15 protein-coding genes and 1 pseudogene are annotated in these 17564 nt (G+C 70.6%); 10 read left to right on the forward strand and 6 right to left on the reverse strand.

What is annotated here, in order from left to right; all coding sequences use genetic code 11:
- The first annotated feature begins 4 nt into the window (after nucleotides 1–4).
- The 5 genes from OG254_RS11765 to OG254_RS11785 all read left to right on the forward strand — a co-directional run bounded on the left by OG254_RS11765 (nucleotide 5) and on the right by OG254_RS11785 (nucleotide 5003).
- The gene (locus OG254_RS11765) at nucleotides 5–475 is read left to right on the forward strand and encodes a GNAT family N-acetyltransferase (protein ID WP_405580346.1); all 471 of its coding nucleotides are present in this window, start codon (nucleotides 5–7) and stop codon (nucleotides 473–475) included.
- Nucleotides 476–555: 80 nt separating this feature from the next.
- Nucleotides 556–1557, forward strand: coding sequence for a hypothetical protein (locus OG254_RS11770; RefSeq protein ID WP_405580349.1), 1002 nt, complete (start codon nucleotides 556–558; stop codon nucleotides 1555–1557).
- Nucleotides 1554–2843, forward strand: a complete 1290-nt coding sequence (locus OG254_RS11775) for a sensor histidine kinase (RefSeq protein ID WP_405580351.1) — start codon at nucleotides 1554–1556, stop codon at nucleotides 2841–2843. The genes OG254_RS11770 and OG254_RS11775 overlap by 4 nt, the downstream gene beginning before the upstream one ends.
- Nucleotides 2840–3502 carry a response regulator gene (locus OG254_RS11780; RefSeq protein WP_405580354.1) on the forward strand — a complete coding sequence of 221 codons (663 nt, stop codon included), beginning with the start codon at nucleotides 2840–2842 and terminating at the stop codon, nucleotides 3500–3502. The genes OG254_RS11775 and OG254_RS11780 overlap by 4 nt, the downstream gene beginning before the upstream one ends.
- 55 nt (nucleotides 3503–3557) lie before the next feature.
- Nucleotides 3558–5003 carry a peptidoglycan D,D-transpeptidase FtsI family protein gene (locus tag OG254_RS11785; protein WP_405580357.1) on the forward strand — a complete coding sequence of 482 codons (1446 nt, stop codon included), beginning with the start codon at nucleotides 3558–3560 and terminating at the stop codon, nucleotides 5001–5003.
- A 4-nt stretch (nucleotides 5004–5007) separates the two neighbouring features.
- Here the strand turns inward: OG254_RS11785 and OG254_RS11790 are convergent, their stop codons facing one another.
- Nucleotides 5008–6459 (reverse strand): NCS2 family permease, encoded by a 1452-nt coding sequence (locus tag OG254_RS11790; RefSeq protein ID WP_405580360.1) that lies wholly within the window; start codon nucleotides 6457–6459, stop codon nucleotides 5008–5010.
- A 258-nt stretch (nucleotides 6460–6717) separates the two neighbouring features.
- Here OG254_RS11790 and OG254_RS11795 point away from each other — a divergent pair, with 258 nt between their 5' ends.
- The 3 genes from OG254_RS11795 to OG254_RS11805 all read left to right on the forward strand — a co-directional run bounded on the left by OG254_RS11795 (nucleotide 6718) and on the right by OG254_RS11805 (nucleotide 9069).
- Entirely contained in the window at nucleotides 6718–7287 is a 570-nt protein-coding gene (locus OG254_RS11795) for a SigE family RNA polymerase sigma factor (RefSeq protein WP_405580363.1), read from the forward strand.
- The gene (locus OG254_RS11800; RefSeq protein WP_405580365.1) at nucleotides 7284–8141 is read left to right on the forward strand and encodes a hypothetical protein; all 858 of its coding nucleotides are present in this window, start codon (nucleotides 7284–7286) and stop codon (nucleotides 8139–8141) included. The genes OG254_RS11795 and OG254_RS11800 overlap by 4 nt, the downstream gene beginning before the upstream one ends.
- 97 nt (nucleotides 8142–8238) lie before the next feature.
- The gene (locus OG254_RS11805; protein ID WP_405580367.1) at nucleotides 8239–9069 is read left to right on the forward strand and encodes a pectate lyase; all 831 of its coding nucleotides are present in this window, start codon (nucleotides 8239–8241) and stop codon (nucleotides 9067–9069) included.
- A 113-nt stretch (nucleotides 9070–9182) separates the two neighbouring features.
- Here the strand turns inward: OG254_RS11805 and OG254_RS11810 are convergent, their stop codons facing one another.
- The gene (locus OG254_RS11810) at nucleotides 9183–10337 is read right to left on the reverse strand and encodes a right-handed parallel beta-helix repeat-containing protein (protein ID WP_405580370.1); all 1155 of its coding nucleotides are present in this window, start codon (nucleotides 10335–10337) and stop codon (nucleotides 9183–9185) included.
- Nucleotides 10338–10667: 330 nt separating this feature from the next.
- Here OG254_RS11810 and OG254_RS11815 point away from each other — a divergent pair, with 330 nt between their 5' ends.
- Together OG254_RS11815 and OG254_RS11820 are read left to right on the forward strand one after the other, a co-directional pair.
- Complete coding sequence (locus tag OG254_RS11815; protein WP_405580373.1) at nucleotides 10668–11288, forward strand: ABC transporter ATP-binding protein; 621 nt, start codon at nucleotides 10668–10670, stop codon at nucleotides 11286–11288.
- Nucleotides 11285–13552 (forward strand): ABC transporter permease, encoded by a 2268-nt coding sequence (locus OG254_RS11820; protein WP_405580375.1) that lies wholly within the window; start codon nucleotides 11285–11287, stop codon nucleotides 13550–13552. The genes OG254_RS11815 and OG254_RS11820 overlap by 4 nt, the downstream gene beginning before the upstream one ends.
- Before the next feature lie 162 nt (nucleotides 13553–13714).
- On the opposite strand, the pseudogene OG254_RS11825 reads toward OG254_RS11820, so the two are convergent.
- The 4 genes and pseudogenes from OG254_RS11825 to OG254_RS11840 form a co-directional block, all read right to left on the reverse strand.
- A pseudogene (locus OG254_RS11825) lies at nucleotides 13715–14188 on the reverse strand (pectin esterase); the annotation flags it as partial.
- Nucleotide 14189: 1 nt separating this feature from the next.
- Nucleotides 14190–15329, reverse strand: a complete 1140-nt coding sequence (locus tag OG254_RS11830) for a pectinesterase family protein (RefSeq protein ID WP_405580378.1) — start codon at nucleotides 15327–15329, stop codon at nucleotides 14190–14192.
- A gap of 86 nt (nucleotides 15330–15415) precedes the next feature.
- Entirely contained in the window at nucleotides 15416–16729 is a 1314-nt protein-coding gene (locus OG254_RS11835) for a polysaccharide lyase family 1 protein (protein ID WP_405580380.1), read from the reverse strand.
- A gap of 30 nt (nucleotides 16730–16759) precedes the next feature.
- Complete coding sequence (locus tag OG254_RS11840; protein ID WP_405594950.1) at nucleotides 16760–17560, reverse strand: rhamnogalacturonan acetylesterase; 801 nt, start codon at nucleotides 17558–17560, stop codon at nucleotides 16760–16762.
- Nucleotides 17561–17564 lie beyond the last annotated feature (4 nt).

Below are 17564 nucleotides of genomic sequence, written 5' to 3' on the forward strand. Positions count from 1 at the left end.
CTCCATGGATGTGGAACTGCGTGAGGTGCACGACAGCGATCTGCCGGTCTTCTACCGGCAGATGAACGACCCGGAGGCCCTGCGCATGGCGGCCTTCACCCCCAAGGACCCGGCGGACCGGGACGCGTTCGACGCGCACTGGAGCCGGATCCGGTCCTCCTCGCATGTGCTGCGCACGATCCTGGCCGACGGTGACGTGGTGGGGAGCGCGGCGGTGTACGGGGAGCCAGGCGAGCGAGAGGTGACCTACTGGGTCGACCGCGCGTACTGGGGCCGGGGTGTGGCCACGGCCGCCCTGCGCGGGCTGCTCGCCGAGGTGCCCGAACGCCCGCTGTACGCACGGGCGGCTGCGGACAACGGCGGCTCGCTGCGGGTGCTGACGAAGTGCGGCTTCCGGGTGACCGCACAGGCCAGGGGCTTCGCGAACGCGCGGGGCGAGGAGATCGACGAGGTCGTGCTGCACCTGGAGGGCTGAGAGCCTCTCCCCCGTCAGGCGGAGACGGATCATCGCCGGGCAGGAGGTGCCGGCCGGCGCCCTCGCGGGAGCGTGGCCCTATGACGCAGACACTCGCTCATGCCCCGCAGACCGACGACGCCGTCGGTCTCGGCAGGGCCCGTCGCGCCCTGCGGGCCGTCGCCATCGTCTCCTGCATGCCGTATCTCTCGCTCAAGGTCGCGTGGCTCGCGGGGAGTCGGATCGGCATCCCGGACGGCAGCTCGCTGCTGGAGCACCGGGCGAGCATGGCCGTCGCCAACAGCGTCACCGTGCTCATGGACGCGGCCGTCATCGTGCTCGCGCTGGTGCTGACCCGGCCGTGGGGGCTGCGGGTGCCCGCGTGGCTGCTCGTCCTGCCCGCGTGGGTGGCCACCGGGCTGCTCGCGCCGATCATGGCCGGGTTTCCGATCCAGCTCGTCGTCGACGCGCTCGGCGGGGCCACGAACACCACGGCCGCCGGTGGTGAACCGTTCCTGGACGCCTGGGTCTTCGGGGTCGTCTACAGCGGGTTCATCGTGCAGGGACTCACTCTCGGCGCCCTGCTCGTGCTGTACGCCCGCGACCGCTGGGGCCGGCTGTGGCAGGGGCGGGTGTGGGAGCTTCCGGTCGGCTTCATCGGGGCGGCCCAGCGTGCCGTCGCCGTCGCGGCGGCCGGATGCGCGCTGCCGCCGCTGATCGCCCACCTGTTGTGGGCGTGCGGTGGCACCGCCGGGCTCGGCGAGAGCCGCGTCACCGACCGGGCCGGTGGCTTCTACGTCATGGAGGCGCTGTCGGCGGTGTTCCTCGCCATGGCCGTCACCGGCGGCCTCCTCCTCGCGTTCCGGCGCGGCCGTGCCCTGCCCGTCGGGCTGCCCCTCGCGCTGGCCTGGGTCGGCTCCGCGGCGACGGTCTGCTGGGCGGGCTGGCTGTCGCTGGCCCCGCTCACCGACGTGGCCGACGGCCCCACACCTGTGCTGAGCCTCACCTACGCTGGCCAGATGATCGTCGGCATCCTCGTCGCCTGCCTCGGGATCCACTTCCTCGCGGAGCGCTCCGCGAGCCGGAAGTGTCGTACGGCGTGAGCCGGTTCGCGGGGTTCCTGTTCGGACGGCGGGCGCGTCGGCGCTGGATCCACCTCATCCTCGGCGGCGCGCTCGCCATGCCGTACGTCTTCGTCGGCCAGCTCGTCGTCGGCCCCGCCACCAACTCCCGGTACGTCTTCAACGACCTGCCGCTCCAACTCCTGTCCTTCGCCGTCGGGTTGCCCCTGGCCGCCCTCACCGCGGCCCTGTTCCCGCTGACCCGTTCGCTGGAGGCGGGTGCGGTGCGGTCGCTGTGCGGGGTGGACGCGGGGCTGCTCGCCTACGGGCCCGCACGGACGCGGGTGGAGAAGGGGCGAGTGGCGGCCTGGTTCACGCTGCATCTCGGGTTCGGCGGGATCATCTCGGGGATGTCGCTGGCGGTACCGCCGTTCGCCGGCTTCCTCACCGCGCTGCCACTGCTCGTGTGGCTGGGCGGGGCCTCGCTCGTCGACCTGCCCGAAGCTCTCGACCAGACCTGGGTGCTGGCGCTCGCGCCGGTCGCGGGCGTCGCGACGCTCGTCGCGCTCGCCGCCTGCGCGGCCCTCAGCGGCACGCTCCTGGCCCGCTGGGCACCCGCGTTGCTGGGCCCCACGCCCGAGGACCGGCTCGCGGCGGCCGAGGCGCGCGCCGCGGACCTCGCCGTGCGGGGCCGGCTCGCGCGCGAACTGCACGACTCCGTCGGCCACGCCCTGAGTGCCGTCACCCTGCAGGCGAGCGCCGCCCGCCGGGTCCTCGACACCGACCCGGAGTTCGTCCGCGAGGCCCTCGCCGCGATCGAGGACACGACCCGGCGTACGGTCGGCGAACTCGATGCCGTCCTGGGCGTGTTGAGGGACGGCGACACGCCCGGTACGGCACCTGCGCCCACCCTCGCCGCCGATCTGGACGGCCTGCTGCGCCGCACCCGTGCGGGCGGGCTGCGCGTGGCCGCCAAGGTCGACGCCGATACGGAGGCCGTGGCGCCCGTCCTGTCCCGCGAGGCGTACCGCATCGTGCAGGAGGGGTTGAGCAACGCCCTGAAGCACGCCGGGGAACGGGTGAGCGTGAGCCTGCGGATCGTGGTCGCCGACGGGCAGCTGGAGATCACCGTGGAGAACCCCCTGACCCACGCCCCCTCCTGCCGCCCCGGCGGCGGCCATGGCCTGCGCGGCATCGCCGACCGCGCCCGGCTGCTGGGCGGGACGGTGGAGGCGGGGCCGAGTGAAGGGGATGCGGCGCAGCGCGTCTGGAGACTGCGCGTGCGGCTGCCGATGAACTGCCCACCGACCCCGAGGGAACGCCCATGACGCCCCGCCCCGCGATCCGTGTCGTCCTCGCCGACGACGAGCGCATGGTCCGCAGCGCCCTGCGCGCCATCCTCTCCGCCGAGCCGGACCTGGAGGTCGTCGGCGAGGCGTCGACCGGGGCCGAGGCCGTGTCCGTCGTGCGGGAGAAGCGGCCCGACGTCGTCCTCATGGACGTACGCATGCCGGAGATCGACGGCATCCGGGCCACCGAGCAGATCCTGGCCACGCTCGACGATCCGCCCCGGATTGTCGTCGTCACCACCTTCGAGAACGACTCCTATGTGTACGACGCCCTGCGTGTCGGGGCCGCCGGGTTCCTGCTGAAGCGGGCGGAGGCCGACGCGCTCGTCCAGGCCGTACGGCTGGTCTCGCACACGGACACGCTGCTGTTCCCGTCGGCCGTCCGCGCCCTCGCGGCCGAGCACGCGCGCGCGTACCCGACGCCGCCGCCCTGGGTGGCGCGGCTCACAGGCCGTGAGAGCGATGTGCTGCGGCTGATGGCGCAGGGCCTGACCAACGCGGAGATCGCGCGGCGGATGGACGTGGGTCCGGCCACGGTGAAGTCGCACGTGGCGGCGGTCCTGGCGAAGACCGGCACCCGGGACCGCACCCAGGCGGTGATCGCCGCGTACGAGGCGGGCTTCATGAACGCTCGATGAGAAAACGAGGCGCAAGGGAACGATTGACCGCATCCTGGTCGTCCTCTCGAGTGGGATGAACAAGACGATCAGGCGGGCGTCCGTCTTCGCGCTGCTCCTGGTGTTCGCTCTGCTGGTCAGGGCGACCTGGGTGCAGTTCTACGAAGGCCAGGCCCTCGCGGACGACAAGGACAACCGGCGGAACACGATCGCGCTGTACAGCGAGCCGCTCGGCAACATCATCGTGGGCGGCGAGGCGATCACCGGCTCGGCGCGCACGAAGAGCGGCGACCTCGCCTACAAGCGCACGTACACGGACGGCTCGCTGTACTCGGCCGTGACCGGCTACAGCTCGCAGGCGTTCGGCGCCACCCAGCTGGAGGGCATCTACCGGGACCTGCTCGACGGGACCGACAACCGGCTGAAGAGCGTGCTGGACACGGTCACCAACAAGCGGTCCGACCCGGGCAACGTGGTCACGACGATCGACCCGGCCGTGCAGAAGGCGGCGTACGAAGCGCTCGGCGACAAGAAGGGCGCCGCCGTCGCGATCGACCCCACCACGGGGAAGATCCTCGCGGTCGTGTCCACTCCGTCGTACGACCCGACGCGGATCACCACGGGCGACTCGGACGCCTGGAAGCAGCTGACCAAGGACTCCGACAAGCCGATGACGAACCGCGCGCTGCGCCAGCCGCTGCCGCCGGGTTCGACGTTCAAGCTGGTCGTGGCGGCGGCCGCGCTGGAGGACGGGCTGTACTCGTCGGTGGACGACAAGACGGTCAGCCCGGACCCGTACCCGCTGCCGGACACCAACCGGGACCTGGGCAACGAGAACCCGAGCGCCCCCTGCGAGGACGCCACGATCCGGGTCGCGCTGCAGTACTCCTGCAACAACGTCTTCGGGAAGATGGCCGTCGACCTGGGCCAGGACAAGGTCCGCGAGATGGCCGAGAAGTTCGGCTTCAACGACGAGCAGCAGGACGTGCCGGTGCGGGCGTACGAGAGCGTGTACCCCTCCGACATGGACAAGCCGCAGACCGCCCTGTCCGGCATCGGCCAGTTCGACGTCACCGCGACCCCGCTGCAGATGGCCATGGTGTCCGCTGCCATAGCCAACGGCGGCAAGCTGGTCTCGCCGCACATGGTGTCGCAGATCACCGATGGCAGCGGGGATGTGTTGGAGAACTACGACGACGGGGCCGACTCGAAGGACATCGTCAGCTCCGACACCGCCGAGCAGCTCCAGTCGGCGATGCAGACGGTCGTCGAGGACGGCACGGGCACGAACGCGCAGATCTCCGGCGCGACGGTGGGCGGCAAGACGGGCACGGCCCAGCACGGCGAGAACAACAGCAAGACGCCGTACGCCTGGTTCACGTCCTACGGGAAGGCCGACGGCAAGGAGGTCGCCGTGGCGGTGATCGTCGAGCAGTCGGATGCGTCCCGCTCGGAGGTGAGCGGCAACGGGCTGGCCGCCCCCGTGGCCAAGAAGGTCATGGAGGCGGCACTCAAGAACTAGCGGGTCACTTGACGCCGAGGATCTGCTCGATCGGGTTGATGGCGAAGTACACCAGGAACAGCACCGAGGTCCCCCACATCAGCCAGTGGATGTCCTTCGCCTTGCCCAGCACCACCTTGATGACGACGTAGGCGACGAACCCGGCGCCGATGCCATTGGTTATCGAGTAGGTGAAGGGCATGACGGCGATGGTGAGGAACGCCGGGATGGCGATCTCGTACTTCTCCCAGTCGATGTGCTTGACCTGGGTCATCATCAGGAAGCCGACGGCGACCAGGGCGGGGGCGGCGGCCTGCAGGGGGACGATGGTGAGCAGCGGGGTCAGGAAGAGGGCCAGGGCGAACAGGCCACCGGTGATCAGGTTGGAGAAGCCGGTGCGCGCGCCCTCGCCGACGCCGGCCGCCGACTCGATGTAGGAGGTCGCGGAGGATGACGAGGCCGCACCGCCGGCGGCCGCGGCGGCACCGTCGATCAGCAGCACGCGGCCGAGGTTCGGCACCTTGCCCTGCTCGTCGAGGAGACCGGCCTCCGCGCTGACGCCGACGACGGTGCCCATGGTGTCGAAGAAGTCCGACAGCACCAGCGTGAAGATCAGCAGGACGACGGTGATGGCGGTGGTCTCACCGAACGCACCGAACAGGCTGAAGTCGCCGATGAGTCCGAAGTCGGGGGTGTCGACCACCTTGTCGGGCCAGGCGGGCGTGGTCAGGCCCCAGGCCTTTATGTCGGCGATCGAGTTGATGATCATCGCGACGACCGTCATGGTCACGATGCTGATCAGGATCGCGCCCTTCACCTTGCGGGCGAGCAGCGCGATCGTCAGCAGAACTCCGAGGCAGAACACGAGGATCGGCCACCCGGTGAGCTGACCGGTGCCGCCCAGCTGAACCGGCACGGTGGTGTTCGCGGCGTCCGGGATCCGGCTGACGAACCCGGCGTCGACAAAGCCGATGAAGGCGATGAACAGGCCGATGCCCACGCTGATCGCCTGCTTCAGCGGTTGCGGGATGGCGTGCATGACGGCCTCGCGCAGCCCGGTCACCACCAGCACACAGATCAGCAGGCCTTCGAGGACGATCAGGCCCATCGCGTCGTCCCACGCCATGAGCGGGGCGATCTGGAAGGCGACGACGGCGTTCAGGCCGAGGCCGGCGGCGAGTGCGAGGGGCAGGTTGCCGCCGACGCCCATGATGACCGTCATGACGGCTGCCACCAGGGCGGTGGCGGTGGTGAGTTGGACCGCGTCCAGCTGGTGGCCGAACTTGTCCTTCGCGCTGCCGAGGATGATGGGATTCAGGACAAGGATGTAGGCCATCGTGAAGAACGTGGCGAAGCCGCCCCGTATCTCACGGGCGAAGGTGGACCCCCGTTCGGAGATCTTGAAGTACCGGTCGACGCTGTTCACGCCTGGCGGTGGGGCACTTGACCGGTCGGCCACCTTCTGGGACTCGGACATGGCGGTAACTCCTTGTTGCCTGATGGATCGATGCGCGGATGCTGGCTGGATTGTTCCCACGTTGAACGCGTTTCAGGTTTTCTCCGTGTTACGGAATCAGAGCTGCTCACGTGCGATGTACCACACGGCGTTCGACCCCTCGTACGAATCGGGCGTTCCACCACTGCTACGCTTCCGCACCTCGACTGGTTGATCGCGAAACGATCGCCGGACAACCACACCTCGTTCACATGACTGCGCAGGCTGGAGGGGTCGCCCGTGGGCACCGTCGTCGACGACGCCGCCTCCGTGGAGTTCCATGCCTTCTTCGAGCGCCACTACGCCGAACTCTCGCGCCTGGCCCATCTGTTGACGGGTGAGGCGGACGCCGCCGACGACCTCGCGGCGGACGCGCTGCTGGCGCTGTGGCACCGCTGGGACCGGGTGCGCGCGGCCGACCATCCGGTGGCTTACGCCCGCGGGGTCGTGGCCAACCTGGCCCGCACCAGGATCCGCAGCGCGGTCCGGGAGCGCCGCCGGGTCGCCCTGTTCTGGTCGCAGCGCGAGGAGAAGACGGAGAACCCGGACATCGCGGGCGTCGTCGACGTCCAGGAGGTGTTGCGTAGACTTCCGTTCCGCAAACGCGCCTGTGTGGTGCTGCGGCACGCGTTCGACCTGTCCGAGAAGGACACCGCGCTCGCCCTGGGCATATCGGTCGGTACGGTGAAGAGCCAGACCTCGAAGGGAATGGCCGAGCTGCAACGCCTGCTCGGGACGCAGGGCGCTCCCCTCAAGGTGCATGCGGCGGCGATGGCCCGCACCGGGGACGCCGGAGGAAGGAACCGATGATGCGGCGGGACGTGCACGACGAACTCCGTGCCCGGCTGCACGAGGCGGCCGAGGCGCACGAGCCCGACCGCGAGCGGATCCTGGCCCGCGTCGAGCGCGGCATGGCCGAGCAGACCCGCCCCGACCACCGGGCGACCCGCCCGCCGGTGTACGGCTGGGTCCGGGTGGTGACCGCCACGGCCACGGTCGCCGGCGTTCTCGCGGTCGGCGGTTACGCGGTGGCGTCCGCCGTGAAGGAGGACCGCCCTCAGCAGACGGTGGCCACGTCACCGACGCCCGCCCCGTCCCCCGACGGCACCAGCCGCGCCCCGGTCCCGCCCGCGCCATCGGCCGACCGGACGCCGGAGCGGACGCCGGATTCCCGCGAGACGACCGAGGCGCCGACCCGGCAGCCGACGGCCACGCCCGAGGCGCCCGCCGCCAAGGGCGAGCAGGACGGCCCGCTGTGGTCGGACGGCTCGGTGGACCCGCACAGCAACGACTTCTGGGCGCAGAGCAATCTGACCCTGCGGACCAGCGAGCAACTCACCGCGCTCACCGTCCGGTTGAAGGTGGCGCAGACCGGCTCCGTCACCTCGACCGGCGCCTGGCGGGCACTGCCGGAGGACGACTTCACGCTGACGGTCGAGGAGAACGACGGCTTGCTCGTCTACACCTGGGTGCTCAAGGAGGGCCGTACGGTCCGCGCCGGCGAGTGGGTGTTCGCGGGGCAGTACGACCACGAGCGCGGGGGCCGCGACGCGAAGGACGACACCTATGCGGTGACGGCCACCGCGGGCGGCGAACAGCTGTCCGTGACGGGCGACTTCACGGCGCACGACGACAACGACTCGGCAGCCGACGGAGATTCGTAAGGTTCGTAAAGAAAGTCCGCAGGACCGGCAACCCTTTCCGTACGCGTGGCGACCAGGAGACGCAAGGATCCCCTCCACGCAAGGAAGAAACCGGTTCATGACTGCACAGGCTGAACAGCGCGTCCGGCACCGTCGCAGGGCGACCAAGCGGCGGGCCCTGATCGCCGGCGTCTGCGCCCTCGGCGTCACGGGTGCGGCCGTCGTCACCACGACGCTCCTGTCCTCGGCGGGCGCGGCCACGTCCTGGCCGACGGAGAAGGGCAGCAAGCCCGTCTCGTCGACGATCAAGGTGTCGGGCACCTACGACGGCAAGCTGACGAGGTTCTACGGCTCGGGCGACCTGGGCGGCAGCGGCCAGGAGGAGGGCCAGGACCCGATCTTCGAGCTGGCCGACGGCGCGGTCCTGAAGAACGTCATCATCGGCACCCCGGCCGCGGACGGCGTCCACTGCAAGGGCTCCTGCACGATGCAGAACGTGTGGTGGCTGGACGTCGGCGAGGACGCGGCCACCTTCAAGGGCAAGTCGTCGTCGGCCGTGTACACGGTCCACGGCGGCGGCGCGAAGAACGCCGACGACAAGGTCCTGCAGTTCAACGGCGCGGGCAAGCTGGTCGTGACCAAGTTCCAGGTCTCGAACTTCGGCAAGCTGGTGCGCAGTTGCGGCAACTGCTCCACGCAGTACAAGCGCACGATCATCATCAACGACGTGGATGTCACCGCGCCGGGCAAGTCGATCGTCGGCATCAACTCCAACTACGGCGACACGGCCGCCCTGCGCAAGATCCGTATCCACGGCGACAGCGGCAAGAAGGTCAAGACCTGCACCCGCTTCGAGGGCAACAGCAGCGGCAAGGAGCCGAAGGAAATCGGCACCGGCCCGGACGGAACCTCCTGCAGGTTCTCGGCATCTGACATCACGTACCAGTGAGCACGTCGGCCACAGACCTGCTGGCCTGAGCCCCCCTCGGTCAGCAGAACAGAACGCCCCGCCGGTGACGACCGGCGGGGCGTTCGACCTTGCGGGCTTCGTGCCGGCGAAGGTCAGTTCATGGTCGAGCCGATGACCGTGGAGCCCGTCGTCAGGAAGGTGGTGGCGGGCAGCGATCCGTCCGCCTTACGGGTGTTGTAGGCCGTCGTGGCATCGGTCGAACGGAAGGAGGGGGTGGTGACGCCGCCGTCCCAGTTGTTCGCCGCCGACACGGTCGACGCGCCCAGCTCGGACAGCCCCTTCCTGTTGCCGACGGCGAGATTGCGGGCCGCCCGGGCCTTGCCGGTGGCGAAGTAGAACCCGGTCTCGGCGTTGGCGTACGCGGTGTTGCGGTTGAGCGCGATCGCCCCGGTGTTGGAGTTCTCGGTGAAGCCGTGCAGCGTGTTGTCCCAGGCCGCGTTGTTGTTGACGACATGCGCGACCGAGGCGCCCCCGCCGCCCAGCTTGAACCCGTTCCCGTTGCCCTCGAAGGCCGAGTCGCCCCACCGGTTCCTGCCGTTGCCGAAGGCCCAGGTGTGCTCGATGGTGACCGGGGAGGAAAACTGCCACAGATCGAGCCCGTCGTCGGAGTTGTTGAACAGCCGCGCCCCGGTGATCCGGTTGCCGGTCCCGGAGCCGAACTTCACGGCGATCCCGTCGGCGTTCTGACCGTGCCCGGCCGGGTCATAGTTGCCGTGACTGTCCAGGTTCTGCACGAGGTTCCCGGTGGTGCCGTCCCCTCGGAGCGTGAACCCGGAGTCGCCGTTGTCCGCGGTGACGAGGTTCTTGAAGACACCGCCCACGGAGGAGGTGGCGACGAAGCCCTGAGCCGGGGAGTTGACGAAGGTCAGGTCCTGCACGGTCCAGTAATCACCGTAGATCCCGGCCAGCCAGGACCCTTCGGGCAGCTTCGCCCCGTCGATCCGCACCTTCTCACTGCCGTACGCCTGCAACGTGATCCGCGCGGAACCGGTGCCGTTCGCGGTCGACTTGAGGGTCGCCGACGGGGTGTACGTACCACCGCGGACCTGGATGGTCGTACCGGCGGAGGCATTCTTGACGGCCGACTCCAGCTGAGCGGTGCTGGACACGGTGACCGTCGCCGAGGCCGCCTCGGCGCCGCCGTCGGAGAGACCGAGGTAGACGCCGCCCGCCCCCGAGGCGACGGCGACCGCCGCGGCAAGCGAGAGGGTACGGGTCCTGCGATGACGGCCGGTGCTGTGCCGCACGGGGCGTTCCTTTCCTTGAGGACGGGACGCCCTGCTGTCGCCGCCGTGGCCGGGGAGGTTGCCGCGCCACGACGAAAACAACCGAAACTTCCGGGGATGCGAAAAGCGGACCGGGGTTCGCTCCACCCGGACAACTGCTCGGTGACGAAGAGCTATCACCGCCAGGAGAGACTGACGGGTGACCGTCGGTCATAGAACACCCCTTGGGCCCCGGTCTGACCCGCCGGGGCCCTCCGGCCTCCGGGGGACACGATCAGTACCAGTACGTCAGACACACCACACATCCTCTCCGCGAGCGGTGTCGAGCTCTCCTACGGCTCCACACCGGCCGTGCGCGACGCCCATCTGGCGCTCGCCCGGGGCGAGGTCGCGGCGATCACCGGGGCCAGCGGCTCCGGGAAGTCGTCGCTGCTCTACTGCCTGGCGGGGGTACTGCCTCCGTCGCGGGGCCGGATCAGCTTCGAGGGGCAGACGTTCGCCGACCTGGACGACGAGGAGATCAGCGCGCTGCGCCGGGAGCGGTTCGGGTTCGTCTTCCAGTACGGCGAGTTGCTGCCCGAGTTGACCATCGAGGAGAACACGGCCCTGCCGCTGCGCCTCGCCGGCCGGCGCAAGCGTCCCGCGCTCAAGGCCGCCGCCGAGGTGCTCGACCGGCTCGGGATCGGCGAGCTGCGCGAGCGGCGTCCCTCCCAGGTGTCCGGCGGACAGAGCCAGCGCGTCGCCGTCGCCCGGGCCCTGGTGCACAAGCCGGCCGTGGTCTTCGCCGACGAACCGACCGGTGCCCTGGACAGTGCCAACGCCGATGCTGTCCTCAAGGAGTTCCTGGACCTGGCCCGCTCGCAGGGGACCGCCGTGCTGCTGGTGACGCACGATTCGGCGGTGGCCGCCCGTGCCGACAGCCGCTACACCATGGCCGACGGGGTGCTCGCCCCCACGGGAGCGGCGGAATGAGGGAGTTCCTGCTCGGCCTGCGGCTGCTGTTCGGCTCCGGCCGGGGCAACCGCGCCCGTTTTCTGCTGATGACCCTGGGCGGGTCGCTCGGCGTGTGCTGTCTCGCCCTCGTCCTGACGATCCCGGCGATCCTCGACGCCCACGACGGGCGGGCGGCCGACCGTGACCCTCAGGTCTACGCAGGCGCGCCGACCGGTCAGCGGAGCCTGGTGCAGGAGTTCCGGGATCCGCACGGCTCCAGGCCGTTCGGCCGCGTCTTCATCGCCCTGGGCACACAGGACACGCCCGCGCCGCCACCCGGCCTGAGTGCGCTGCCCGGCCCGGGCGAGGTGTACGTCTCCCCCGCCCTGCACGACCAACTCCAGCGCGAGCCCGGCCTCAAGGGTCTGCTGCCCGGCACTGAGAAGGGCCTGATCGGTGCGGCCGGTCTGACCGACCCCGACGAGCTGTACGCCTACGTCGGCACCACCCGTACCCAACTCGGCGACAGCGGCCGGGCGTTGAAGAGCTTCGGCAGTGCGTACCCGCCCACCTGGGCCGTCGACCCCTCCACCTTGGAGATCCTTCGCTTCACCCTGGCCACCCTGGTCCTGCTGCCCCTCGGCGTCTTCCTGTCGGTGTGCGCCAAGCTGTCCGCGGCCAGCCGGAACCGACGGCTCGCGGCGCTGCGTCTGCTCGGCCTCAGCGCCAAGGGCACCCAGCGGGTCAACGCCGCCGAGACCGTCGTGGCGGCCCTGCTCGGTGCGGCCCTCGGCCTCGCCGAGTTCTGGCTGCTCAACCGGATCGTCGCCCGGACGGGCCTGCCCGGCCTGAAGTGGTACGCCGCCGACGGCGCGGTGTCGGGACAGACGATGGCCATCTGTCTGCTCGGCTGCCCGGCGCTGGCCTGGTTCGTCGGCCGGGCGAGCGCCCGCGCGGCGGCCCGGAACCCGCTCGCCACCCGCCGTGCGGCAGCTCCCAGGGCACCCCGCGTCTGGGGTGGGCTGCTGCTCGTCACCGGCCTGGGGATCATCAGCGGCTTCAGCGCCACCGGCCTGACCGACCGCCCCGCGCGCAGTGACGGGATCAACGCCCTGCTGGTGCCGGCCGGGGTGCTGCTGACCGGCCTCGGCCTGGTCCTGACGCTGCCGTTGCTGTCGTACCTGCTGGCCAAGCGACTCGCCCGTTCCGGCAACCTCGCACTCAACCTGGCCATGCGCCGCAACGAGGTCGAACCGGGCAGCGCGATGCGCGTGGTCACCGGCCTGGTCCTGCTGGTGTTCTCGGCGTCCCTCGCCCAGGGCGTCCTGGTCGAGCTGAGCCAGGTCTCGCGCAACACCTCGCCGACCCAGGAGTACGGTCTTCAGCTGTCCCAGCTGAGCCGGGGCCAGCAGCAGCGGCTGCGCGAGATTCCCGGCGTGGAGGTGTCCGCCGTCCTCATGGACTTCGACAACGACCTCCAGAGCGACACCGACGACGACCAGGCCAGTGCCCTGATCGCCACCTGCGCCCAGCTCGCCGCGCTGACCCGACGGGTCGAGGGCTGTGTGGACGGCAAGGTGATGCGCCTGTCGGACCCGAACACCGGGGACGAGCCCTTCAAGACCTCCAGGTACCTGCTGGAGAAGGACGGCAGGCGCATGACCCTGCGCGTCCCGGTGCCGAAGGACACCGTGCTGTACGCGGGGCAGGGAGTGACGAACCTGACCAGCGCCCACCTCCTCGTCCCACCCGGCAAGCTGCCGCCCGGCGCCGTCCCGGTGTCCGCCACGCTGATCCTCGCCTCCTCGTCCGACCAGGCGACGGTGCGCGCGGTCCTGGACGGGATCGGCGCGATCGCACCGACGGCGGACGTGGATCCGACGGGCATCAACGTCGAGGCCCTGCAACAGCTCACGGTGATCCAGACGCTCCTCGTGCTGGGCATGGTGATGGGCTTGGTCATCGGCGTCGCCGCGTTCCTCGTGTCGGTCACCGACCGGGCCGTGGAACGCCGGTCCCAGGTCACCGCCCTCGCTCTCATCGGAGCCCGGGCCGGCACCCTGCGCGCCGTGCAGTGTCTCCAGGTCGTCCTGCCACTCGCGATCGGCCTGCTGCTGGCCCTGGTCTCGGGCAAGTTGGCCGAGACCGCCTATCTGGTCACGGGCGGCGGCGAGATCTTCTGGGACAGCGCGGGCGTACCCGTACTGCTGGCCTCCGCCCTCGGCGTCGTCGCCATGGCGATCGCGGGCACCCTCCCCCTGGTGGGCCGCCGCATCGACCCCGAATTGATCCGCCGGGACTGACGGGACGTACCGGGCCGGAGGACACGAGGATCCTCCGGCCCGCTCCCCGTGTCACTGCAGGTCAGTCCATCGTCGCCCCGATGGTCGTGCTGCCCGTCGTCAGGAACGTGGTCGCGGGCAGGGTGCCGCTGGAACTACGGGCGTTGTACGCGCTCGACGCGTCCGGACGTTCCCGAAGGACGAGCGGTCACCGGTGACGTGCGCCGCCACGGCCTGTGTCCCGGTGATCTCGGGGTGCTCGGCGCGCAGCCAGTCGTTGGCCAGGGTCAGATCACGGACGGTCAGTCCGGCCGCCGAAGAGCTGAAGGTGGCGGAACCCGCGGTGCCGTAGGTGCCCGAACCGTCGGGCTTCTGGGTGCCGTTCGCGTTGTCGTACACGATGACGGCGTCGCGGGGGTTCGCGGTGGCACCGCGCAGGGTCGGCTTCTCCTTCTCCGCCCGGATGTTGACCACCTCGCGATACGTCCCCGGGTGCACGACGATCGTCCAGCCGGGCCCGGTCACGGCGTCCATGGCCGCCTGCACGGAGTCGCCGGGGCGGACGTGCATTACCCTGCGCCGACCACCGGCGAAGGCAGGGGAGGTGGCCACCGGCCCCCCGGCGATCCCGGCGGCGAGAAGAGTGCGTCTGCGCATCTCAGCAGCCCTCCTTCCACGGCGTCCAGTCGCCCAGGTACGCCTCCCTCGTCGCCGACGCGGCCTGCCCGGCGGTGAGTTGGGGCCGGTTCGCGGGGACGGTGACGACCGCGCCGGTGCCGGTGTTGCGGTACTCGGCGAAGCGCTGGTTCTGCCACGGGAAGCTGTCCGACATGTTGGTGTAGGGCGCGACCGCGTCGATGCCGGGGCCGAGGTGGGTGTCGCGGACGGTGAGCGACGGGTGGGCTGTGGGGTCGGAGCTCGGCACCCAGGGGCGGGCCAACTTGTAGTGGGCGTCCGGGGCCTCGCTGGTGACGCGGCCGAGGGTCACCAGGTAGCCGCGCGGGTTGGCGCCGGCCGTCGAGGGGGCGAAGACGAAGCCGTACGGGGCCGAGGACAGATCGGCCCGGGTCAGGGTCCGGAAGTGGCAGTGCTCGTAGACGGCGGTGGCCCGGCCGAAGACGAAGTCGACGTCGCCCTCGACGTAGCAGCGCGCGAAGTACTGCCGGGCGATGACGCCCAGGGCCATGGAGTCGGCGTACAGGGTGTCCTGGTGGCCGAGGAACCGGCAGTGATGGAACGCGGACCGGTCGCCCTGCACCTTGATCGCGACGGCCTGGGTGCCGCTGGTGCCGGGGTGGTCGGCGCGCAGCCAGTCGTTGGCGAAGGTCAGGTCGCGGGCGGTGAAGCCGTCTGCCTGGACGAGGGTGGTGGCGGAGCCGGTGGTGCCGTAGGTGCCACCGCCGGGCTTGGGGGTGCCGGCGGCGTTGTCGTACACGATGACGACGTCACGCGGGTCGCCACTGGCGCCCACCCAGGTCATCCCGGTCCGGGTCACGTCGACGGCGACCGTCTCCCGGTACGTCCCCGGCGCGATGACCAGCGTCCAGCCGCTGCCGTCCGTCGAGGTCACGGCGGCCTGCACGGACGTGAAGTCGCCCTGGCCGGAGGGGTGGACGTACAGGGTCCGCGGGGTCGGGCGGGCGGCCGGTGAACCGTGGCGGCCGAAGGGACGGCGGGGCCTGGCGTGGCCGACGGCCCGGGCGGGGGTCGGCGCGAGGGCGAGCGCGGCGGCGGAGCCGGCGCTCGCGAGCAGGAATCCCCTTCTGGACAGGGGGAGTCGGAGGTGGGGCGAGGGCATGCGGGTGCTCCTTCGCAGGGGGTCGTGCGGGGGTTGCCGGGGAGGGGCGGGTGGTGCCTGCCGTGCACCCCTCCCCGTCGGATGGGTCAGCGCAGCCGGCCGGCGCCCGCGCAGTGGTCGACGATCCCGGGGACGGCCTTGGGGTGGTCGACCTTCGTCCGCAGGGTCGGCGTCCACCCGGCACCGGACTGGAGGATCTCGCCGGGGATCTCGGCGTTGTGGACGGCGATGAGGTCCGTCGGCCTGCCGTTGACGTAGTTGTTCTCGGCGGTGAGCGGTGCCTCGTTCCACTTCTTCAGCGCCTTGCCGACGCCGACGCCGGCGGCCAGCGTCAGGGCGTTGTGCGTGGCGTACAGCTGCGAGGAGGCGCCGACGCCGAAGACGTACGCGAAGTTCTGGCCCTTGGTGACGACGAAGTGGTTGTTGTACGAGTCGACCTGCCCGAACCGTACGCGCGGCGCCCGCTCGACGATCCCCTCGAAGCGGTTGTGGTGCAGGGTGACCTTGAGCTTGCCGGTGTCGGTCGAGCCCGCGCTGTCGCTGTTGCCGATCAGCATGGTCTTGTCGTGGTCCTCGAAGGAGTTCCAGGACACGGTCACGAGGTTCGCGCCGCGCACGACGTCGAGGAGCCCGTCGTGCTGCTGGTAGACCTTGCCGAAGTACGACGGCAGGGAGCTGTCGGGGTAGCGGCCGTCGGTGAGTGTGTTGTGGTCGATCCACACATGGGTGGAGCCGTACACCACCACACCGTCGTACTCGGAGTTCCAGGCGCCGGTCTTGTTGTCGTCGGTCGGGTCCCACTGCGGGAAGCAGTCGATGGGGGCCTCGATGGTGAGGTTGCGCAGGATGACGTTGTCGACGCCCTTGATCTGGAGGCTGCCGCCGAGGATGCCGGAGCCCTTGCCGACCCCGACGATGGTGGTGTTGGCGGGGACGTTCGCCTTGATGGCCTGATCCTGGGCGGCGGCGGACGCGGCCCGTAGGTCCTCCTGCTCACCGCTGACGGGGTTGTCGTGTCCCCACACGGCCGGGTCGTAGTCGGCGAGGTACCGCTGGAAGTCGTACCCCTCGGCCGCGAAGGCGTCGCACCCCTCCGACACGGCGTCGATCATGCCCTTGACCTTGATGATCCTGGGTGCGCTGCCGCCGTCGGCGAGCGCCTGCCGGAACTGCGCCCAGGTCGTGACGGTGTAGACGTGCGCGGCGTCGGCGGCCGACCCGCCGGTCGTGCCCGCGCCCTGCGAGCCCCAGCCGTCACCGGCGGCGAGGACGTCACGCCCGAGGTCACGGCTTCCGGCCTGCGCCGGCCCGGTCCCGGTGAGGCCGAGCACCAGCGCGGTGCAGCCGACGAGGACTGCAGCCCTCGCTATGGCATGCCCATGCCATACATGTCTGTTCATTGTGCGGCTCTCTCTTCCACGGTCGGGGGGTTATGCGGTGGCGGTGGCCTGCGGCCAGGTGATCCACGACTCCGGGATCTCGTCGTCCAGCCGGCACACGTCCCGCGGGGCCAGCACACGCGTGCGCAGCATCTCCCGCGCGACGAGCCGCGCCACGGCGATGGCGCCGGGCGGATTGAAGTGCGTGTTGTCCTGCTCGGTGGCGGTCCAGTTGAAGTACGTCTTCGTCGCCTCGACCCCGAGCTCCTGCCACAACGCGAGCGACAGCGCCTGGATGTCGAGCAGCGCGACACGCTCCTCCCGGGCGAGCGCGCGCATCGCCGCCGGGTAGTCGCCGTGGCTCGGCAGGGCGTTGCCGCCCGCGTCGAAACGGCGCCGCTCGACGGCGGTGGCCAGCACGGGCCGGGCACCCCGGGTACGGGCGCCGTCGATGTACAGCCGTAGATAGTCCTGGTACGTCGTCCAGGGCTCGGTGTACCGGGTCGGGTCGGTGTCCTTCTCGTCGTTGTGCGCGAACTGGATCAGCAGGACGTCACCGGGGCGGACGGCGGCCAGTACGACATCCAGCCGCCCTTCGTCCACAAAGCTCTTCGAACTGCGCCCGTTCACCGCGTGATTGGAAACGGGGAGCTGATCGCGCAGAAAGAAAGGCAGCGCCATGCCCCACCCGGTCTCGGGAGCGGCGTCGGCGTATTTCTGGGCGGCGGTGGAATCACCGGCGATGCAGAGGGTGCGGTGGCGCTGACTTGCCCGGGCGGTGCCGATGCCCGAGAGGGCGAGAGGAACGGCGGCGACGGCCGCCGAACCGACTTGTCTGCGGGTGAGCGACACAAGG

The organism is Streptomyces sp. NBC_01092, from assembly GCF_045039535.1.
GTDB lineage: Bacteria > Actinomycetota > Actinomycetes > Streptomycetales > Streptomycetaceae > Streptomyces.

Excerpts from the sequence above, each read along its gene's own strand:
- OG254_RS11765 (WP_405580346.1), top strand. The coding sequence starts at position 5 with ATGGATGTGGAACTGCGTGAGGTGCACGACAGCGATCTGCCGGTCTTC.
- OG254_RS11770 (WP_405580349.1), top strand. The coding sequence starts at position 556 with ATGACGCAGACACTCGCTCATGCCCCGCAGACCGACGACGCCGTCGGT.
- OG254_RS11780 (WP_405580354.1), top strand. The coding sequence starts at position 2,840 with ATGACGCCCCGCCCCGCGATCCGTGTCGTCCTCGCCGACGACGAGCGC.
- OG254_RS11785 (WP_405580357.1), top strand. The coding sequence starts at position 3,558 with ATGAACAAGACGATCAGGCGGGCGTCCGTCTTCGCGCTGCTCCTGGTG.
- OG254_RS11790 (WP_405580360.1), bottom strand. The coding sequence starts at position 6,459 with ATGTCCGAGTCCCAGAAGGTGGCCGACCGGTCAAGTGCCCCACCGCCA.
- OG254_RS11800 (WP_405580365.1), top strand. The coding sequence starts at position 7,284 with ATGATGCGGCGGGACGTGCACGACGAACTCCGTGCCCGGCTGCACGAG.
- OG254_RS11805 (WP_405580367.1), top strand. The coding sequence starts at position 8,239 with ATGACTGCACAGGCTGAACAGCGCGTCCGGCACCGTCGCAGGGCGACC.
- OG254_RS11820 (WP_405580375.1), top strand. The coding sequence starts at position 11,285 with ATGAGGGAGTTCCTGCTCGGCCTGCGGCTGCTGTTCGGCTCCGGCCGG.
- OG254_RS11830 (WP_405580378.1), bottom strand. The coding sequence starts at position 15,329 with ATGCCCTCGCCCCACCTCCGACTCCCCCTGTCCAGAAGGGGATTCCTG.
- OG254_RS11835 (WP_405580380.1), bottom strand. The coding sequence starts at position 16,729 with ATGAACAGACATGTATGGCATGGGCATGCCATAGCGAGGGCTGCAGTC.